Source organism: Pseudarcicella hirudinis (assembly GCF_900115665.1).
GTDB lineage: Bacteria > Bacteroidota > Bacteroidia > Cytophagales > Spirosomataceae > Pseudarcicella > Pseudarcicella hirudinis.
Genome location: NZ_FOXH01000005.1, coordinates 301,337 through 318,555, shown reverse-complemented (window position 1 = coordinate 318,555; position 17,219 = coordinate 301,337). Strand labels below are relative to the sequence as shown.

Annotated in this window: 16 protein-coding genes; 7 read left to right on the top strand and 9 right to left on the bottom strand. The window is 39.7% G+C overall.

Annotation, left to right across the window (positions count from 1 at the left end):
- The first annotated feature begins 352 nt into the window (after nt 1–352).
- Nucleotides 353–2,314: a sialate O-acetylesterase gene (locus BM179_RS11275; protein WP_092016802.1), complete on the top strand. Its 1,962-nt coding sequence runs from the start codon at nt 353–355 to the stop codon at nt 2,312–2,314.
- A gap of 95 nt (nt 2,315–2,409) precedes the next feature.
- Here BM179_RS11275 and BM179_RS11270 read toward each other — a convergent pair whose 3' ends face one another.
- On the bottom strand, nt 2,410–2,982 hold the full coding sequence (locus BM179_RS11270) for a pentapeptide repeat-containing protein (protein WP_092016800.1): 573 nt from the start codon (nt 2,980–2,982) through the stop codon (nt 2,410–2,412).
- 241 nt (nt 2,983–3,223) lie between these two features.
- Between BM179_RS11270 and BM179_RS11265 the strand changes: the two genes are divergently transcribed.
- The 3 genes from BM179_RS11265 to BM179_RS11255 are packed head-to-tail and all read left to right on the top strand — an operon-like array spanning nt 3,224 to nt 8,865.
- On the top strand, nt 3,224–3,562 hold the full coding sequence (locus BM179_RS11265) for a PadR family transcriptional regulator (protein WP_092017059.1): 339 nt from the start codon (nt 3,224–3,226) through the stop codon (nt 3,560–3,562).
- Nucleotides 3,559–6,183 carry an ABC transporter permease gene (locus BM179_RS11260; RefSeq protein WP_177219367.1) on the top strand — a complete coding sequence of 875 codons (2,625 nt, stop codon included), beginning with the start codon at nt 3,559–3,561 and terminating at the stop codon, nt 6,181–6,183. Before BM179_RS11265 ends, BM179_RS11260 begins: the two co-directional genes overlap by 4 nt.
- Nucleotides 6,184–6,228: 45 nt before the next feature.
- Complete coding sequence (locus BM179_RS11255; RefSeq protein WP_177219366.1) at nt 6,229–8,865, top strand: ABC transporter permease; 2,637 nt, start codon at nt 6,229–6,231, stop codon at nt 8,863–8,865.
- A gap of 63 nt (nt 8,866–8,928) precedes the next feature.
- Here the strand turns inward: BM179_RS11255 and BM179_RS11250 are convergent, their stop codons facing one another.
- Nucleotides 8,929–9,411 (bottom strand): hypothetical protein, encoded by a 483-nt coding sequence (locus BM179_RS11250; RefSeq protein WP_092016798.1) that lies wholly within the window; start codon nt 9,409–9,411, stop codon nt 8,929–8,931.
- 246 nt (nt 9,412–9,657) lie between these two features.
- Here BM179_RS11250 and BM179_RS11245 point away from each other — a divergent pair, with 246 nt between their 5' ends.
- Nucleotides 9,658–10,032 carry a hypothetical protein gene (locus BM179_RS11245; protein ID WP_092016796.1) on the top strand — a complete coding sequence of 125 codons (375 nt, stop codon included), beginning with the start codon at nt 9,658–9,660 and terminating at the stop codon, nt 10,030–10,032.
- A gap of 143 nt (nt 10,033–10,175) precedes the next feature.
- Here the strand turns inward: BM179_RS11245 and BM179_RS11240 are convergent, their stop codons facing one another.
- The 7 genes from BM179_RS11240 to BM179_RS11210 all read right to left on the bottom strand — a co-directional run bounded on the left by BM179_RS11240 (nt 10,176) and on the right by BM179_RS11210 (nt 15,215).
- Nucleotides 10,176–11,186, bottom strand: coding sequence for a sugar phosphate isomerase/epimerase family protein (locus tag BM179_RS11240; protein WP_092016794.1), 1,011 nt, complete (start codon nt 11,184–11,186; stop codon nt 10,176–10,178).
- Nucleotides 11,187–11,399: 213 nt separating this feature from the next.
- Nucleotides 11,400–11,783 carry a DUF3037 domain-containing protein gene (locus BM179_RS11235; protein ID WP_092016792.1) on the bottom strand — a complete coding sequence of 128 codons (384 nt, stop codon included), beginning with the start codon at nt 11,781–11,783 and terminating at the stop codon, nt 11,400–11,402.
- Nucleotides 11,761–12,558, bottom strand: coding sequence for a HipA family kinase (locus tag BM179_RS11230; protein WP_092016790.1), 798 nt, complete (start codon nt 12,556–12,558; stop codon nt 11,761–11,763). Before BM179_RS11230 ends, BM179_RS11235 begins: the two co-directional genes overlap by 23 nt.
- Before the next feature lie 208 nt (nt 12,559–12,766).
- The gene (locus BM179_RS25280; RefSeq protein WP_177219365.1) at nt 12,767–12,904 is read right to left on the bottom strand and encodes a hypothetical protein; all 138 of its coding nucleotides are present in this window, start codon (nt 12,902–12,904) and stop codon (nt 12,767–12,769) included.
- Nucleotides 12,905–12,930: 26 nt separating this feature from the next.
- Nucleotides 12,931–13,293 (bottom strand): DUF4180 domain-containing protein, encoded by a 363-nt coding sequence (locus BM179_RS11220; RefSeq protein ID WP_092016786.1) that lies wholly within the window; start codon nt 13,291–13,293, stop codon nt 12,931–12,933.
- Between the two features lie 23 nt (nt 13,294–13,316).
- Nucleotides 13,317–14,819: an acetyl-CoA carboxylase biotin carboxylase subunit gene (accC, locus tag BM179_RS11215; protein ID WP_092016784.1), complete on the bottom strand. Its 1,503-nt coding sequence runs from the start codon at nt 14,817–14,819 to the stop codon at nt 13,317–13,319.
- Nucleotides 14,820–14,831: 12 nt separating this feature from the next.
- Nucleotides 14,832–15,215: a hypothetical protein gene (locus BM179_RS11210; protein WP_092016782.1), complete on the bottom strand. Its 384-nt coding sequence runs from the start codon at nt 15,213–15,215 to the stop codon at nt 14,832–14,834.
- A gap of 340 nt (nt 15,216–15,555) precedes the next feature.
- Here BM179_RS11210 and BM179_RS11205 point away from each other — a divergent pair, with 340 nt between their 5' ends.
- Together BM179_RS11205 and BM179_RS11200 are read left to right on the top strand one after the other, a co-directional pair.
- Nucleotides 15,556–16,827 (top strand): aminotransferase class I/II-fold pyridoxal phosphate-dependent enzyme, encoded by a 1,272-nt coding sequence (locus BM179_RS11205; protein WP_092016780.1) that lies wholly within the window; start codon nt 15,556–15,558, stop codon nt 16,825–16,827.
- 145 nt (nt 16,828–16,972) lie between these two features.
- Complete coding sequence (locus tag BM179_RS11200) at nt 16,973–17,152, top strand: BF3379 family histone-like protein (RefSeq protein WP_092016779.1); 180 nt, start codon at nt 16,973–16,975, stop codon at nt 17,150–17,152.
- The last annotated feature ends 67 nt before the right edge of the window (nt 17,153–17,219 follow it).

The window sequence follows — 17,219 nt, the reverse complement described above, 5'->3', positions numbered from 1 at the left end:
AGAAAAGATAGAAATAATGGTCAGTACTTAATATTTCTATATTCATTTTTTATTTATTCCTGATGATTTGAAAAATCCACAGAGCCGTTATAATTCGATTTTGCAACCGATTGCATTTTTGAAATTAATTCTCATATTTGTGCAGGCATACGAAATGTGACAAGCATTCCGGATTTTCTTATTCGGTTATTGGTAATATTTTAACGATAGATAATAAATCAAAGACTGTTCAAGAGTAATTAATCTGCATCAAACTGATTAATTGCAGCTATTACAGTTTCAGAAAAATAACAGAAAGGAGAAGAGTTTGCTCTGTAAGGACCTATTTCCCCGGTAAAACAAATGCATTGCAATGAATAGACTTTTTATATTAGGAATGATTGGTTTTCTGAGCAGTTTTATGCTCAAGGCACAGATCCGTTTACCAAGACTGATCAGCGACGGAATGATCTTGCAAAGAGACCGACCGGTTAAAATCTGGGGATGGGCTACTGCCAATGAAGAAATAACCTTACTTTTCAAAGGACAGCAATATCAGACAATTACCGGTTCTTCCGGGAAATGGGAAATTCTGATTCCGGCACAAAAGGCTGAAAAACAGCCTTTTGAAATTGTTCTGAAAGGGAAAAATGAGATTAGAATTAAGAATGTTTTGCTGGGAGATGTCTGGGTCTGCTCCGGTCAATCCAACATGGAATTGACGATGGATCGGGTGAAAGATCGTTATGCTGAAATTATTTCCAAAGCTGAGAACCCGGCTATCAGACAATTTCTGGTACCTGATAAATATGATTTTAAGGTTCAGCAGGAGGATGTTGAGTCCGGAAGCTGGCAGCCTGCTACCCAGCAAAATATCCTGTCTTTTTCCGCAGTGGGTTATTTTTTTGCCAGAGAATTGTTCGAACGATATCATGTGCCGATAGGTTTGATCAATTCCGCCTTAGGGGGCTCTCCGGTTGAAGCATGGCTTAGCGAAGATGCTGTTAAACAATTTCCCGAACATTATCTGGAAGCACAGAAATTCAGGAATTCTTCTCTGATTACTGAAATTGAGGGAAAAGATAAAATGATTAACCTCAACTGGTATAAGACGCTGAATCAGCAGGATAAAGGGCTTCAGAATCATTGGAAGAATGCTTCGTTTAACGACAGCGACTGGCAGCAAATGGAATTACCTGATTTCTGGAGTACTCAGCCTTTAGGAAATGTACATGGAACGGTTTGGTTCCGAAAAACTATTGAAGTTCCCGGAGGCATGGCCGGAAAACCGGCAAAGTTATTACTGGGCCGTATTGTAGATGCAGATTCTATATTTATCAACGATACATTTGTTGGAACTACCGGTTATCAGTATCCTCCCAGACGGTATTTTGTACCAGCCAATGTATTAAAAGAAGGCAGTAATACGATTGTCGTAAGAGTGATTAACAATGCCGGAGAAGGAGGATTTATCAGGGACAAACCCTATTATTTAATTTCAGGTAAAGACAGTATTTCATTGACAGGAACCTGGAAATATCAATTGGGGACTGCTATGCCGGAATTACCGGAACAGACATTTATCCGCTGGAAACCTGTAGGTCTTTATAATGCTATGATTTCCCCTTTGAGGAATTATGCGATGAAGGGGGTAATCTGGTTTCAGGGAGAATCCAACACAAAAGCGCCGGAACATTATTTCGATTATTTTAAGGCCTTAGTGAATGATTGGCGTGAAAAGTGGGGGCAAGGGGATTTCCCATTCTTATATGTACAATTGGCCAACTTCATGAAATCGGCCTCAATGCCTGCAGAAAGCAAATGGGCTGAGCTGAGGCAAAATCAATTGCTTGCCCTGACTATCCGTAATACCGGAATGGCAGTGAGTATAGATTTGGGGGAATGGAATGATATTCATCCGCTTAATAAACTTGATGTGGGGCATAGATTGGCCTTGCAGGCTCGAAAAACAGGATATGCTGAGTCAGGAGGAGTGTATGCAGGGCCTTTGTTCAAATCGGTTCAGAAACGTAAGGGAAAGCTGATTATAAGGTTTTCAAATGCAGGAGGTGGTTTGAAAACGGTTCCGGGAAATAATGCCCTCAAGCAATTTGCAGTTGCCGGAAAAGATAAATATTTCGTTTGGGCAAATGCTGCAATTCTCGGCCATGATAAAGTACTGATCTGGAGCGATGAAGTGAAAAACCCTGTGTTTGTCAGATATGCCTGGGCAGATAATCCGGAAGGGCCTAAACTTTATAACAGAGAAAACCTTCCGGCTTCACCTTTTCAAATTTCGGCCACCGGGAAAGGAACATGGATAATTTCCCGGTAAAAAGATGAAAAGGTTTTCTTTCGTTTCGCCTTTTGACCTGATTTTGAGGTTTCAGAGCTGAAGAGTACCTGACATATTGTAAATAAGTTGTTATATTAGTCTATAAAAAGCTGGTATTTGTCCAGAAGTCCTGCCAGCCCTGAACTTGAAAATTTTGCCTTTTTAATATGGTTGATTTCCGGATCTATTGAGAAATTATAGGCAGTCCGAAGATCGGCTTTTTCCAGAATCGTATTTTCAAATGTGGCCCCGTTTAAGTCGCAGTCCTTTAAAATAGCAGTGGTTAAATCTGTTTCAGTAAAATCTACCTCCTGTAGCTTACAGTTTTTAAACTTCGTTCCTTTTAGTTTCAATCGGTAAAAAGAGGCCAGATTTAACATGCAATCCTCAAAATCGAGCGATAAAAGAAAGGTATTACATACCCCAAAGTTCAGGCCCAGTAGTTTACAACTCCTGAACGTTACTGTTTTTAAGGCAGTATTATTCATTTTTGTCATGCTCAGATTACAACCATCGAAAGTGCAGTCGATGAAGTTTACATTTGAAAGATCTGAGTCTGCGAAAACGCAATTGATAAATGTACAATTCTCATATTCTCCCTCCAAAAAGTTATCCTCAGAAAAGGTGATTCCATTAAAATTTTGATCTTCAGTAAGGGATTGTCTCATGGGTATTTTTTAAAAACTCCTCAAAAATACTAAAGCTTTCGGGCGTAAGAAAGACAAAACCTAAGAAATAAAAACAGCTTGATTACCGGGAAAGGCTTTGATACTATTGTTCGAAATCGGACAATTACTGTCCGATTTCGAACAATATTTTTATCCGTATTCCTCAAAACAGCCTCAGGAAGCCATATCTGGTGTCTGGCATATCATTTGTTCTACAAAAGTGAATGTAATTCATAATCCCATGAAAAGGTCCTATTTAGGTGAATTTGAAGAAATCGTTTTATTGACAGTTGCCATACTTGGTGACGGAGCGTATGGCGTATCTATTGCAGATGAAATTGAACAACAGACGGATCGTTCTGTCAGTATCAGTGCAGTGCACGTGGCTTTAAACCGATTGGAAGAAAAAGGAATGCTTTCTTCTTATATGGGCGAGGCTACCGCTGAAAGAGGGGGCCGTCGCAAAAGACTTTTTACAGTATCTGCTCTTGGAAACCGGACCTTAAATGAACTTCGTTCTCTTCGCAACAGAATGTGGGAAGCTATTTCTCCCCAAAACCTTCCGGCCTTAAGTATATGAAAGCGTCGCCACAACCTCCCCGCTGGGCTGACCGCCTGCTTGAATGGTTTTGTGCTCCTCATTTACTGGAGGAAATTCAGGGGGATCTGTATGAACGTTTTCAAAGCAATTCGAACCGTTTCGGGGAGAAAACGGCCCGCCGGAAATACTTGTTTGGCGTATTAAGTTTCATACGACCATTTACCCTCAGACGAAAACCTGATTTATATCTTTCAACCTCATTATTTCCGAAGATTATGCTAAGCAATTATTTTAAAATCGCACTTAGAAATCTCCTTAGAAACAGGATCTATTCTTTCATTAATATCGGAGGGTTAGCCGTAGGTATGGCTGTAGCGATGCTGATTGGTTTATGGATTTTTGATGAACTTTCTTTTAACAAATACCATAAGAATTACGACCGAATTGCAAGTGTTATGCAGCATTACACCATGAACGGTGTAACTGACTCTCAGGTTTCATTACCAATTCCTCTGGCAAATGAGCTTCGGACTACATATGCCGGGAATTTCAGATATGTTTTGCTGTCTTCCTGGACGGAGGGGCATACCTTGTCGTATGGTGACCGGAAATTCTGGAAAGCAGGAAATTATATTGAGCCGGAAGCACCAGAAATGCTTTCTCTGAAAATGCTGAAAGGCACAAGAGCGGGATTGTATGAGCCTTCTTCGATTATGATAAATGCATCGGTAGCGAAAGCACTTTTCGGTGATTCAGATCCGATGGATAAAATCATTAAAATTGATAACCAGATTACTGTTAAAGTTACAGGCGTGTATGAAGATTTACCGTACAATACCCAATTTAACAATCTCGATTACCTGACTCCCTGGGCTTTAAATGTGGCTGTGAGGGACTGGGTGAAAAATTCCAGGGATAACTGGGATAATAACTCTTTTCAGATTTTTGCTCAGATTGGAGATAATGCAGATATGGATAAAGTTTCTGCAAAGATTAAAAATGCCAGGTTAAACAATGTTGACCGGGAAATTGCAAGAACCAAACCTGAGGTTTTTTTACAGCCAATGAGTAAATGGCATTTGTATTCAGAATTTAAGAACGGAATAAATGTAGGAGGAAGAATTCAGTTTGTCTGGCTATTTGGGCTTATAGGTTTTTTTGTGCTTCTGCTGGCATGCATCAATTTTATGAATCTGAGTACAGCCCGTTCTGAAAAACGTGCAAAAGAAGTTGGCATCCGGAAAGCAATCGGATCGCTGAGAGGTCAGTTAATCAGCCAGTTTTTGAGTGAGTCACTTTTGGTAGTTCTGATTGCCTTTGCTCTTTCTTTGGTTCTGGTGCAATTAGTCTTACCGTTCTTTAATGAGGTGGCAGATAAAAAAATGACCATTTTATGGTCAAATCCCCGGTTTTGGCTTCTTGGTATCAGTTTTAGTTTATGTACAGGTTTGCTGGCAGGAAGTTATCCGGCCTTTTATCTCTCTTCATTTCAGCCTGTTAAAGTGTTAAAAGGTGTTTTCAGGGTCGGTCGTTTTGCCGCGGCTCCCAGAAAAATCATGGTTGTTTTGCAATTCACGGTTTCTGTTACTTTAATTATTGGAACGATAATCGTTTTTCGCCAGATTCAGTTTGCTAAAAACCGGCCGATAGGATACAGCCGTAATGGTCTGATATATGTTCAGACCACCACAGCTGATGTTCATAATCATTATGAGGCGATCCGGAGTGAATTTATAAAGTCCGGAGCGGTGGTGGAAATGGCAGAATCAGAAAGCCCGGTAACCGGAGTCTGGAATAATAACGGAGGTTTTGAATGGAAAGGAAAAAATCCCGGACAGCAGGCAAATTTTGCGGTTATCGGAGTTACCCATGAATTTGGAAAAACAATAGGCTGGCAGTTTAAGGAGGGCAGAGATTTTTCAAAAGCCTTTTCAACTGATTCTCTCAGTCTGGTTTTGAATGAAGCGGCGGTAAAATTTATGGGACTGAAAAATCCGGTAGGAGAAACCGTTCGGGAGGGGAACCGGACTTACAAAATAATCGGAGTGATCAAAGATATGATAATGGCCTCGCCTTATGAACCTGTTAAACAGTCTCTTTTCTATTTAAGTGATTTTCCAAGCAATTTTATAAATATTAAAATCAACCCTAAAATGAGCGCAAATGAGGCCTTGCCTATCATCAGCGGGATTTTTCGGAAATATAACCCTGTTTCACCCTTCAATTATAAATTCGCCGACCTTGAATATGCCCATAAATTCGCGGCTGAAGAAAGAATCGGAAAGCTCGCTACTTTCTTTGCGATATTGGCCATTTTTATTTCCTGCCTGGGATTATTCGGACTGGCTTCATTTGTGGCAGAACAAAGGACGAAAGAAATCGGTATCAGAAAAGTTTTAGGAGCAACCGTTTTTAATTTATGGCGTCTGTTATCAAAGGATTTTGTCGTATTGGTAATCATATCTCTGTTTATCGCTATTCCGATCGCGTATTATTTCATGAATAACTGGCTGCACAATTATACATACCGTTCTGAAATTTCCTGGTGGATATTTGCCGTTTCCGGACTGGGCGCTTTGGGAATCACTTTACTGACGGTTAGTTATCAGGCAATTAAAGCCGCTTTGCTGAATCCTGTAAAAAGTTTAAAGACAGAGTAGTGTCATAAACAGATGTATAAAATTTTGTCCTGAAAATAAGAAAAAATGCCGGGAAATACTGAAAACCCCTCTCAACCACCCCGCTGGGCAGACCGCCTGCTTGAATGGTTTTGCGCGCCTCATCTCTTGGAGGAAATACAGGGCGATTTACATGAACATTTTCAAAGAGATTCTGAACGATTCGGCTATAAAACCGCCCGCTGGAAATACATACTGAATGTGTCTGGTTTTCTGAGACCGTTTGCGCTGAAACGCAAACCTGATCCATATCCTTCAACCTCATTATTTACACAGATTATGCTAAGTAACTATCTTAAAATTGCACTCCGGAACCTTATAAGAAATAAAGTACATTCGTTCATCAATATCTTCGGACTGGCTGCCGGGATGGCTGTAGCTATGCTGATAGGTTTATGGATTTATGATGAAATGTCGTTTGAAAAATATAATCCGAATTATGACCGTATTGCACAGGTAAAACAAAATCAGACATTTAACGGGTCTGTTGAAACCTGGCCGACCATGCCTTTGCCAATGGGAGAGGTGCTTCGGAGTAATTATGGCAGCAACTTCAAACATGTGGTAATTTCCTCCTGGCCAGAACAGCGCTTTTTGACGGTAGGAGATAAAACCATAACGATTTCAGGTAATTATATGGAAAGGGATGCCCCGCAATTGATGGCCTTGAAAATGGTAAAAGGTTTGAAAGACGGTTTGAAAGATCCTGCCTCCATTATGCTTTCTGAATCAACGGCTAAGGCTATTTTCGGAGAGGAAAACCCAATTGATAAAGTCATTAAACTTGAAAATAAAACCGAGGTAAAAGTGACCGGAGTGTATGAAAATGTGCCTCGTAATTCCAGATTTTCCAATGTCTCTTTTATTATTCCCTGGAAACAAAAACTGATCGAAAATAAGTGGATGGAAACAATGGAAAATCCCTGGGGAATGAATGGCTTTATCGTTTATGTGCAGATTGCTGATAATATGGATATGACTGAGGTTTCCGGTAAAATCAAAGAGGTAAAAAAGAATCATATTGCCCCCGATGAAGCAAAATATAAACCGGAGATTTTCCTGCATCCGATGAGTAAATGGCATTTATATTCAGAATTTAAAAATGGGGTAAACATTGGCGGTGGAATCGAATTTGTCTGGCTGTTTGGCTTTATCGGCTTTTTTGTTTTGCTGCTGGCCTGTATTAATTTTATGAATCTGAGTACTGCCCGTTCAGAGAAACGTGCGAAAGAGGTTGGTATCCGTAAGGCTGTAGGTTCAGTCCGTGGACAATTGATTGCACAGTTTTTCAGCGAATCATTACTGGTAGTAACTTTTGCTTTTATGCTGTCATTGGTTTTAGTACAGCTTATTCTTCCGTTTTTCAACGAGGTTTCCGGTAAAAAAATGTTGATTTTGTGGTCAAATCCTATATTCTGGCTGCTGAGCGTTGGATTTAGTATCATTACAGGACTGATTTCAGGCAGTTATCCTGCACTTTATTTGTCTTCTTTTCAGCCTGTGAAGGTATTAAAAGGGGTTTTCAAAGCAGGACGATTAGCTGCTGTTCCCAGAAAGGTATTGGTGGTGGTGCAATTTACCGTTTCTGTGACCTTAATTATCGGAACAATCATAGTTTTCCGTCAGATTCAATTTGCCAAAAATCGTCCTGTGGGTTATAACCGTGACAGATTGGTAGTGATGCAGCCGCTTACCAAGGATATACATAACCATTTTGAGGCAGTAAGAGAAGAACTGAAAAGTACAGGAGCAGTGACTGAAATGGCCGAATCTTCGGGTCCTATGACGGCAGTATGGTCAACCAACGGAGGATTTGACTGGAAAGGGAAAGACCCCAATCTGGCATGTGATTTTCCAACAACATCGGTTTCGCCTTATTACGGTAAAACGGTTGGCTGGCAGTTTAAACAGGGCCGGGATTTTTCTAAGGAATATGCCACTGATTCATCTGCATTTGTAATCAATGAAGCGGCCGTAAAATTCATGGGTTTAAAAAATCCGATCGGAGAAATGATTAAATGGGATAACAAACGATATAAAGTTATCGGAGTAATAAAAGATATGATTGTGGAGTCTCCTTATCAGGCTGTCCGGCCATCTCTTTTTAATATGGCTGACACCCACGATAGTTTTATAGTCTTTAAACTCAATCCTGCCAAAAGTGCCGGTGAAGCAATAGAGAAAATCGAAAATGTGCATAAGAAATACGCACCGGGTACACCCTTTGACTATAAATTTGTTGATGAAGAGTTTTCGCACAAATTCGGAGAGGAAGAACGTATCGGTAAATTGGTTACATTCTTTGCGGCTCTTGCTATTTTTATCTCCTGTTTAGGATTATTCGGATTGGCTTCATTCATGGCAGAACAGAGAACCAAAGAGATTGGTATCCGCAAAGTTCTGGGAGCAACGGTACTGAATTTATGGAGTCTGCTGTCAAAAGATTTTGTTCTGTTAGTTATTGTTTCGTTCCTGATAGCAAGTCCTTTAGCCTATTATTTCATGCATAACTGGTTGCAAAAATATGATTACCGCTCTGAAATATCCTGGTGGATTTTTGCAGCCTCAGGTTTTGGTGCCATGGCAATTGCTTTACTGACGGTTAGTTATCAGGCAGTGAAAGCCGCATTGATGAATCCCGTAAAAAGCTTAAAAACAGAATAAGGAATTAGCCGGAAAGCATGGATTAAATCTACCGGATCCATGCTTTCTGATAAAAACAGGAAATTATCTGTGTATTTCTACCAGTAGAACCCAGGCATCCAGAACAGCTTTAAGGAATGAAAACAGAACAGCCGGGACAATCCAGTAAACTCCGGAACCATTGATGGTCAAAATGGCAACTCCTCCGATAAAATAAGGAATAACTGCGATTTGATTAAGACAGAGATTAAGAATATAATGGTTTTTGTATTTCCGTTTGGTACTTTTTAAAATATCTGAATCGATTTTAGAAACGGCGAACCAGACAATAAGTCCGATTACTGTAATTTCCATACCAAGTAAGTTATAAGGTTGTTTTGGTACCAGAAACAATAAGGATACCACCAGAATCATAAGCAGTAAAATCAGGGAAAGAAGCGCCCTGTCAGGCAAACGGGGGATAGACAATATTTTTGTTAAGCTAATCGATACTCCTACGAATATAAGCCCTGTTAATGCTGCCGCAGCGCTGGCTGTTGCTACAAAAAAGTTATTCCATACTTCCATTTTCAATCATACTTAAAAGTTTCCGGGTTATTTTAAAATCCTCATTTGCTTATCCGTTTTACAGATCCGGCATTGAGGCGTTTAATTTATCTGGAAACTACCAAATTTAATTTGAAAAAGACAGATAAAAATGTAAAATTCAGGGGGATACTATATTACTTGCAATAGATTTTCCTAATCAGTTTGCAACCTTCATTCCCGGATTTACATCTTGAGGAAAGACAAATTAACATAAACCCAATAATTATGAAACGAATCTTAACCTACCTTTTCCTTATTACGGCTTTCAGTTCCTGTATTTCGTATTCCGGCGGATGGAATGGCTCTTCTTCCCGTGATTTTACAAATGGAGAATTTGTAGATCTGAATGGAAGACAGGCTTTTAAAATTGTTGTGCCAAATGATGATACTTATCTGAAATATTCTGTTGCGGTAGATAAGGGAGAAATTAAGGCTGGCTTAAAATCATCTTCCAGAAAAGTACTGGATGATAAACCTACCAGCTCCGAAGAGGGTTCTGTACATTTACTGAATGAAAAGGGAAAAACCTACACCTTCTATGTAAAAGGTAACCATGCTACCGGAAAGTTTAATGTGAGGTTTGAAGGAGCAGGTAAATAAAAATGATGGGAAAACTTGAGTTAAGATGCTGATAATCATTTCTCTAAGAGAAAATGAGTCGATTTCCACAGTTTTTAATAATAGGTAAAACTCAGAAGGCGCAGTCACAGACTACGCCTTCTGAAATATAAACATATCAAATCTTATGATAAGGCCTCTTTTGCGTAAGCAAGACATTTAGCCACTTCTTTTTCTGCATCAGAATCCTGAGGAATGGTGTATTCCAGCTCTATCGTAGCAGGAAATGAATACTTCTCTTTTTTCATAAGTTGCAGGACTTCCTTAATCGGTGTGTCACCTTGTCCCCAGGGCATATTCGGACCATTATTGAACTTCCGGTCTTTCAGGTGCATGCTGGTAATTTTATCATGGTATTTCTTAATCAGAGGAATAGGACTCTGACTCGTTCCTGCCACATAATGTCCTATGTCCAGGTTAATCCCGTTGTATTTGGATTGACTCATCGCCACATCCCAAAGCTCAGGGGTTGCCTGTGTATGGGCATGGTAACCAACCATTAATTTATGTTTTGTCGCAAATTCACCGATTCTTTTTGTCAGTTCTGCTTCTGTCGGGAGTTCCATTGTAAGCTGATTGGCACCAACTGCTTTTGCTGCATTGAAAGCGTAATCATATTCAGCATCAGACATTGCCTGGGTAAGTGGTAATTTAAAACCATACATTGTTACACCGGCTTCCTGATACAATTTGCGTAAAGCTTTGAATTTATCCATTGAAACCGAAAGACGCCATTCTTTTAATGCTTTGGTATAATTATCCAGCGCAGTTTGCTGCTCAGGAGTCAGCTGTCTTTTACCACCACCCGGAGGAGGGGGACCGAACAGACCCGCGGGAGCCGTCGGGGCTCCGGCAAATGATTCGATCGGGGTATTCTGCATCTCTACTGCATTGATTCCGATTGAGACACAATACTTTAGTAAATCCTGGGCAGTACCCGGCATGCTTCGGAAAGAATACGGAACAATCACACCGATTTGTACACCGTTAAACTTTGAATTCGGAGCACTATCAGGTTTGAAAAAAGAAGAAGCAAATGAGCTTCGACTGAGGGTCGTCATGCCTGTCAGGGCCAATACCGTACTGGCAATAAACCGGCGACGGGAAGGTTTCAGTAAATCTTTCGACTTGTTCATTTTTTAGAATCCAGAATTTTGAATTTGGGACCAGCTAAGTAAGAAAAACAAATTTTGTAACAAGACAGCCTTTGATTTCTTGGATTAGTAATTTTTATAAATGTATTATTTATATTTTTCTCTCCCAAACTAAACCGATGCAAAGGATATATTAGTCGACTAAATCAATTTATGTTTTCACCAAAAAGGCGAAAAAGATGTTTTTCTGAACTCCTAAAGTACCAGTTCCCCATGTAAACGAAGGAGTGTTTCCTGCGCATTCCCGCATAAGCCGGAATGTACTTTTGATGCCTGAACGACAGTACTTCGGGTAGCGGTAAGCCAGCGGAATCTTGAAGCAATCGGAAGTTCACCGATTGGTCCGCCTTGTTTTCCTCCGTTACAGATTTTGACCAGAGCCAGGATATAATCTTCCAGTTCCTGAATATTTAAGGAAGCAGAGAAGGCTTTAATTCTTTCTTTATCTAATGTGCAGATTGCCTGTAAAAAACGTTGTCCCGGACAATAAAGAATGACGCCAACATTCAGAAATTCTTCCCGCTCTACCCTTGGTACGACACGGATAACGGCGTACTCATATAAGTGATTTTCTTGCATGTTGTGCTTCTGTTACAAAAATTTCTGACATAGAGATCCGTGTCTCTAAAAATTGCGCATAAACTTGTCTGAGTTCATCAGCTGATTCATCTGAGCCTTCGTTTTTCAGCCATTCATCCGGAATCAGGGAAACAACCTCATTGATCTTTTCTCTGGTAAGAATAGCCCTGAATTCAGCATCTGTCTGCTCCAATTGAGAAGCCTGAGGCAGTAATACATGATCTTTGATTTTTACGAAAGGCCGTTTAGCCTGTTCTTCCCAATTTTCCCAGGAATGATGAAAATATAAAGAGGCACCATGATCTATCAGCCATAATTCTTTATGCCAGATTAACATATTGGTATTGCGGGCAGTGCGGTCAACATTTGTCAGAAGGCAGTCCATCCAGACAATCTGTGAGGCCAGTCCGGGTTCTATCTGTGTAACCACGGGATCAAAAGTAATGGCTCCTGAAAGGTAATGAACCCCTAAGTTTATGCCTGTGCTTGCCTGAAGTAAATCCTGGATTTCCTCATCCGGTTCTGTTCTGCCAAAAGCTTCGTCCAGTTCGGCAAAAACAATTTCCGGCATCTGCAAACCAAGCAAACGGGCAATTTCTCCCCCGATAAGCTCGGCAATCAATGCTTTTAGACCTTGACCTGCACCACGGAATTTGAGTACATACAAAAATCCGTCATCAGCTTCAACAATGGCCGGAAGTGAACCTCCTTCACGCAGAGGTGTTACATAACGGGTAACTTTAACCGTACGGATCTGGGCAGGGATGTTATTCATAGGTTTATCCTGTTGGAATAATTCGGAACAATTATTCTCTGGTTGATGAGCATTTAAGGTTTAATGTTGCAAAGATAGGAGATAGGCGGAATTATTGAATCGGGTACACTCAGGATTGAATAATTTCCGGGATTTTCCTTTTCAGAATAACCTGAAAAACCTTGCTGCTCAGATAAATTCTTCCTTAAATAACCTATATTCAATACCGTTAGATTTTTCCGGATTCTCTGATTTTGAAACTATGAAAAAGCTCCCGGAGGAAGACTCCCGGAACGTATTGCTGTACAAGAATATCTCCCTGAGCATCAGGAAATTGTTTGTCTTTTTTTCGGAGAATTACAGGCAATGTCGAAGCCTTTTTCCTTCAACTGCTTAGATTTTTGACAAATTTTGTTTTGCCTCTGTGACAGAATTTACAAAATATACCCGACCTGATTTATTACTCTCATAGATGAAGTCCTTCAAACTTTTACTCTGATACTTTGAAAACTCACCCACAATGGCAAGTTTGACCCGATAGTTCGAAAATTTCTGAAGAATTTCTCCTGCAAGTCCTGTTTTTAAATCAAAAAAATCGGGAATGAGATTTTTCTCATGAAGGATTATTCCATCCGCTCCCTGATAACTGCAATTCGCCATTATGTCTAAGGCTTCCTGCGTATTGTTGATTTCAATATTGTCTGAGATGATTTCTGCAATACCTGTATTGTTAATTTCTGCTAATTCTATTTTCATAATTTTATCTGATACTTTCTTTACTACCGCTCAATTCTGTTTCTCCATTTGCTCTTACCTCCATTGGAAGAAAGACTGGTATCTGAATGTACAACAGGTTTTTTGTCTTTGATGAGCATGCCTGCCAAAGCTGCTGCCAGTAATTCTTCCTGGTCGTTTGGCTGAGGGCTTAACACTTCCGGACTGAAATAGAGACTAATAAAACGGGTATCAAATTTCCCGGAAATAAAGGCTTCATGCTGCATAACGAATTTGCAGAATTGCAAAGTTGTCTGAATTCCGGTAATCTGATATTCGTCAATTGCTCTGATCATTTTGGCGATAGCTTCTTCCCGGGTTTTTCCGTAAGTAATCAGCTTGGCAATCATTGGATCATAATAAATAGGCATCGTCATGCCCGGTTCCATGCAATCGTCTACCCTTACCCCGTTTCCCTGTGGTCTGATATAGGTTTGAAGGGTACCTACATCTGGCAGGAAATTATTTTCAGGATCTTCCGCACAAACTCTTATCTCAATGGAATGTCCCTGAATCTGTAAATCCGATTGACTGAATGACAATACCTGGCCTTCAGCAATCCGGATCATTTCTTTCACTAAATCAATCCCTGTGATTTGTTCCGTAACCGGATGCTCTACCTGCAGTCGGGTATTCATTTCCAGAAAGTAAAATTTAAGATCTTCATCTACGATAAATTCTACTGTTCCTGCACCGTAATAATTACAGGCTTTGGCTACCTCTACGGCACATTTTCCCATCGCCTCCCTGATTTCCGGGGTTAAAACAGCAGAAGGAGCTTCTTCAACTACTTTCTGATGTCTTCTTTGGACAGAACATTCTCTTTCAAACAGATGTACAATATTGCCATGCTGATCTCCCAGAACCTGGATTTCGATATGTTTGGGAGAAGTAATATATTTTTCAATAAAAACCGAACCATTTCCAAAAGAAGCAATCGCCTCAGAAACAGCTCTGTCCATTTGTTCGTCAAATTCTTCCTCATTCTCCACAACCCGCATGCCTTTGCCGCCGCCGCCTGCCGAAGCTTTGATCAGAACCGGATATCCGATTTCTCTGGATTTTATTTTAGCATCTTTCCGATCTGTTACAGCATCAGATGTACCCGGAACCATTGGAATATTGTATCTGGCAACAGTATGTTTGGAAGATAATTTATCTCCCATCAGCTCAATGCTTTCCGGAGAAGGCCCGATGAAAATAATTCCGGCCTCTCTTACATTTCTGCAGAAATCCGCATTTTCGGAGAGAAAACCATATCCGGGATGAATGGCATCAACATTAAGCCTTTTACAAATGTCAATAATCTTATTTCCTAAAAGATAAGACTGACCGGAAGGCGGCGGACCGACGCACACAGCTTCATCGGCGTATCTGACATGCAAGGCATTCCGGTCGGCTTCTGAATAAATGGCAACGGTTTTGATCCCCATTTCTTTGGCCGTTCTCATAATTCTTAAGGCAATTTCTCCACGGTTTGCAATCAGAACCTTTTTGATTGTCTTCATAACTATTGTAATTTAAAAAAAATCAGGATCGTTTTCAGGGTCTTTTTTCCCGAAAAGTGCTCTGAATGTGTCAGTCATGTAAATAATATTATCCACTTTATCTTTCGCACTTTTCATCGGATTGATAAATTTTCCTTCATTTATTTTTAGCCGGAAATATTCAGAAAGTGTCAGTAAATCCTCAATATTTTCAGCAAAATCCCTGACAACCATCATCATCAGGCTTTTATGAGCATTTTCTGTCAGAAAGAGGACAATGTGAAAATTCTGATCTTCAAAAAAACTGATTGTCTGACTAGCCGACAAATCTTTGGGCATTGCCTGGTTATCAACCAGACAGTCTATGATTTCTCCATCTTCCTGAATAACAGAGATATTTTTTGAAAAATTTAGCATTTCCTGATTATCAACTTTGTGAAAATATGCCTGAACGGTCTGATATGAAAGTTTATTTAAAAAAGCATTTGCATTTTACCAAGTTTGTATATTCTGGAAAATTTACAATAATGCTTTGATAGGCCTTCATTTAAAAATATTGATAAATCATGACAATTTACAGGACTAAAATTAAATTGTAAGATAAGCTTAATAAGTTCTTGGAATATTACAAAATAAAGTTGGAGCAAAGATTCATGTTCTTTATTTAATCCAAACAAAACTGAAATTTGAATTTCCGGAAATAATAATTTAACTTTGTGATTATTTTAAGATTTTAAAACTTAAACGTAGATATAAAGTGGATATTTTCGAGAAAGTAGTTAATAACATGGGCCCTATTGGTGCTCATGCTCATTATTCCCACCATTATTTTTCTTTTCCTAAATTAACCGGAGAGTTGGGTCCTAGAATGACTTTCATGGGAAAAGAAATGCTTAACTGGTCTCTAAACAACTATTTAGGCCTGGCTAATCATCCTGAAGTACGTGAAGCAGATACAAAAGCTACTGAACAATACGGATTAGCTTATCCGATGGGAGCGAGAATGATGTCAGGTAATTCTGACCTTCATGAGGAGTTTGAAAGACAATTGGCTGAGTTTGTAGGTAAAGAAGATTCTTTTTTATTGAACTATGGTTATCAGGGTGTAATGTCGGTGATCGAGTGTATGGTTGACCACCGAGATATTATTGTATATGATGCTGAATCTCATGCTTGTCTGATTGATGGTATCCGTTTGCATAAAGCTAAAATGGGTACGTATTATAAGTTCAATCACAATGATATGGACAGCCTTCGTAAAAACCTTGAGCGTGCTACCAAACAGGCAAACGAAAAAGGAGGAGGAATCCTGGTAATTACTGAAGGTGTTTTCGGTATGTCCGGTAAAGTGGGTTCACTTGATAAAATCATTGAATTGAAGAAAGACTTCGACTTCCGTTTATTGGTTGATGATGCTCACGGATTCGGTACAATGGGAGCGAATGGTCGTGGAGTAGGTGAGGCTTTGGATTGTACAGACGGAATTGACCTTTATTTCTCTACTTTTGCCAAGTCGATGGCTGCCATCGGTGCTTTTGTTGCTGCGAAAAAGGAAATTATCATGTATCTGAAATATAACATGAGATCGCAGACTTACGCCAAAGCATTGCCAATGCCTTTCGTAGTTGGTGGAATGAAACGTCTTGAACTGATTAAGAAACATCCTGAGCTGAGAGAGAAACTGTGGGAGAATGTTCGTGCATTACAGGAAGGATTTAAAGCAAGAGGCTTTGACATTGGTGATACCACTTCTCCTGTTACGCCGGTATTCTTACATGGTGACTATGAAATTGAAGATGTAACAGCTCTGATTCGTGATCTGAGAGAGAATATGGGCATTTTCTGTTCAATTGTGGTATACCCTGTAATTCCTAAAGGCCAGATCATGCTTCGTATCATTCCAACGGCTTCTCATACGATAGAAGACATCCAATATACGATGGATTGCTTCGAAATCGTGCAAAAAAGACTGGGAGATGGTACTTATAAGCAGATGGCCAAGCAATTCCTGAGTGAATTAGCAGTATAATGATAAGAATTTGGTTTTTTTTTTGATTTTTTTTTAAAAAGAATTTGCGAGGTTTTGGAAATTGAGTAAATTTCGAACGTTAAAAGTGCGATTAGACGCTCTACAAGCATTTTAACGTTAATTTCAACCTAAAAATCCAAACACTATGAGCAGATTTTCAGAAGTAAAAGACCTCATCCTGTCACTTGAAGGTGACTTTGAAAAATTCTACGATAAAGGCAATCAAGCAGCTGGTACTCGCGTAAGAGGTGGCATGCAACAATTGAAGACTTTGGCACAGGAGATTCGTAGTGAGGTACAAAGTTTGAAAAATGAGAAAAACTAATTTTCTAGTTTAACTATAGAAAAGGCTTAGGGAATCCTAAGCCTTTTTTGTTTACAATGTTCCTTAA

What these genes read in the sequence shown, in the direction of transcription:
- accC (WP_092016784.1), bottom strand. Translation starts at nt 14,819, where the DNA reads ATGAAGACAATCAAAAAGGTTCTGATTGCAAACCGTGGAGAAATTGCC.
- BM179_RS11270 (WP_092016800.1), bottom strand. Translation starts at nt 2,982, where the DNA reads ATGAGACAATCCCTTACTGAAGATCAAAATTTTAATGGAATCACCTTT.
- BM179_RS11255 (WP_177219366.1), top strand. Translation starts at nt 6,229, where the DNA reads ATGCCGGGAAATACTGAAAACCCCTCTCAACCACCCCGCTGGGCAGAC.
- BM179_RS11210 (WP_092016782.1), bottom strand. Translation starts at nt 15,215, where the DNA reads ATGCTAAATTTTTCAAAAAATATCTCTGTTATTCAGGAAGATGGAGAA.
- BM179_RS11230 (WP_092016790.1), bottom strand. Translation starts at nt 12,558, where the DNA reads ATGAATAACATCCCTGCCCAGATCCGTACGGTTAAAGTTACCCGTTAT.
- BM179_RS11200 (WP_092016779.1), top strand. Translation starts at nt 16,973, where the DNA reads ATGAGCAGATTTTCAGAAGTAAAAGACCTCATCCTGTCACTTGAAGGT.
- BM179_RS11245 (WP_092016796.1), top strand. Translation starts at nt 9,658, where the DNA reads ATGAAACGAATCTTAACCTACCTTTTCCTTATTACGGCTTTCAGTTCC.
- BM179_RS11240 (WP_092016794.1), bottom strand. Translation starts at nt 11,186, where the DNA reads ATGAACAAGTCGAAAGATTTACTGAAACCTTCCCGTCGCCGGTTTATT.
- BM179_RS11235 (WP_092016792.1), bottom strand. Translation starts at nt 11,783, where the DNA reads ATGCAAGAAAATCACTTATATGAGTACGCCGTTATCCGTGTCGTACCA.
- BM179_RS11275 (WP_092016802.1), top strand. Translation starts at nt 353, where the DNA reads ATGAATAGACTTTTTATATTAGGAATGATTGGTTTTCTGAGCAGTTTT.
- BM179_RS11260 (WP_177219367.1), top strand. Translation starts at nt 3,559, where the DNA reads ATGAAAGCGTCGCCACAACCTCCCCGCTGGGCTGACCGCCTGCTTGAA.
- BM179_RS11220 (WP_092016786.1), bottom strand. Translation starts at nt 13,293, where the DNA reads ATGAAAATAGAATTAGCAGAAATTAACAATACAGGTATTGCAGAAATC.
- BM179_RS11250 (WP_092016798.1), bottom strand. Translation starts at nt 9,411, where the DNA reads ATGGAAGTATGGAATAACTTTTTTGTAGCAACAGCCAGCGCTGCGGCA.
- BM179_RS11265 (WP_092017059.1), top strand. Translation starts at nt 3,224, where the DNA reads ATGAAAAGGTCCTATTTAGGTGAATTTGAAGAAATCGTTTTATTGACA.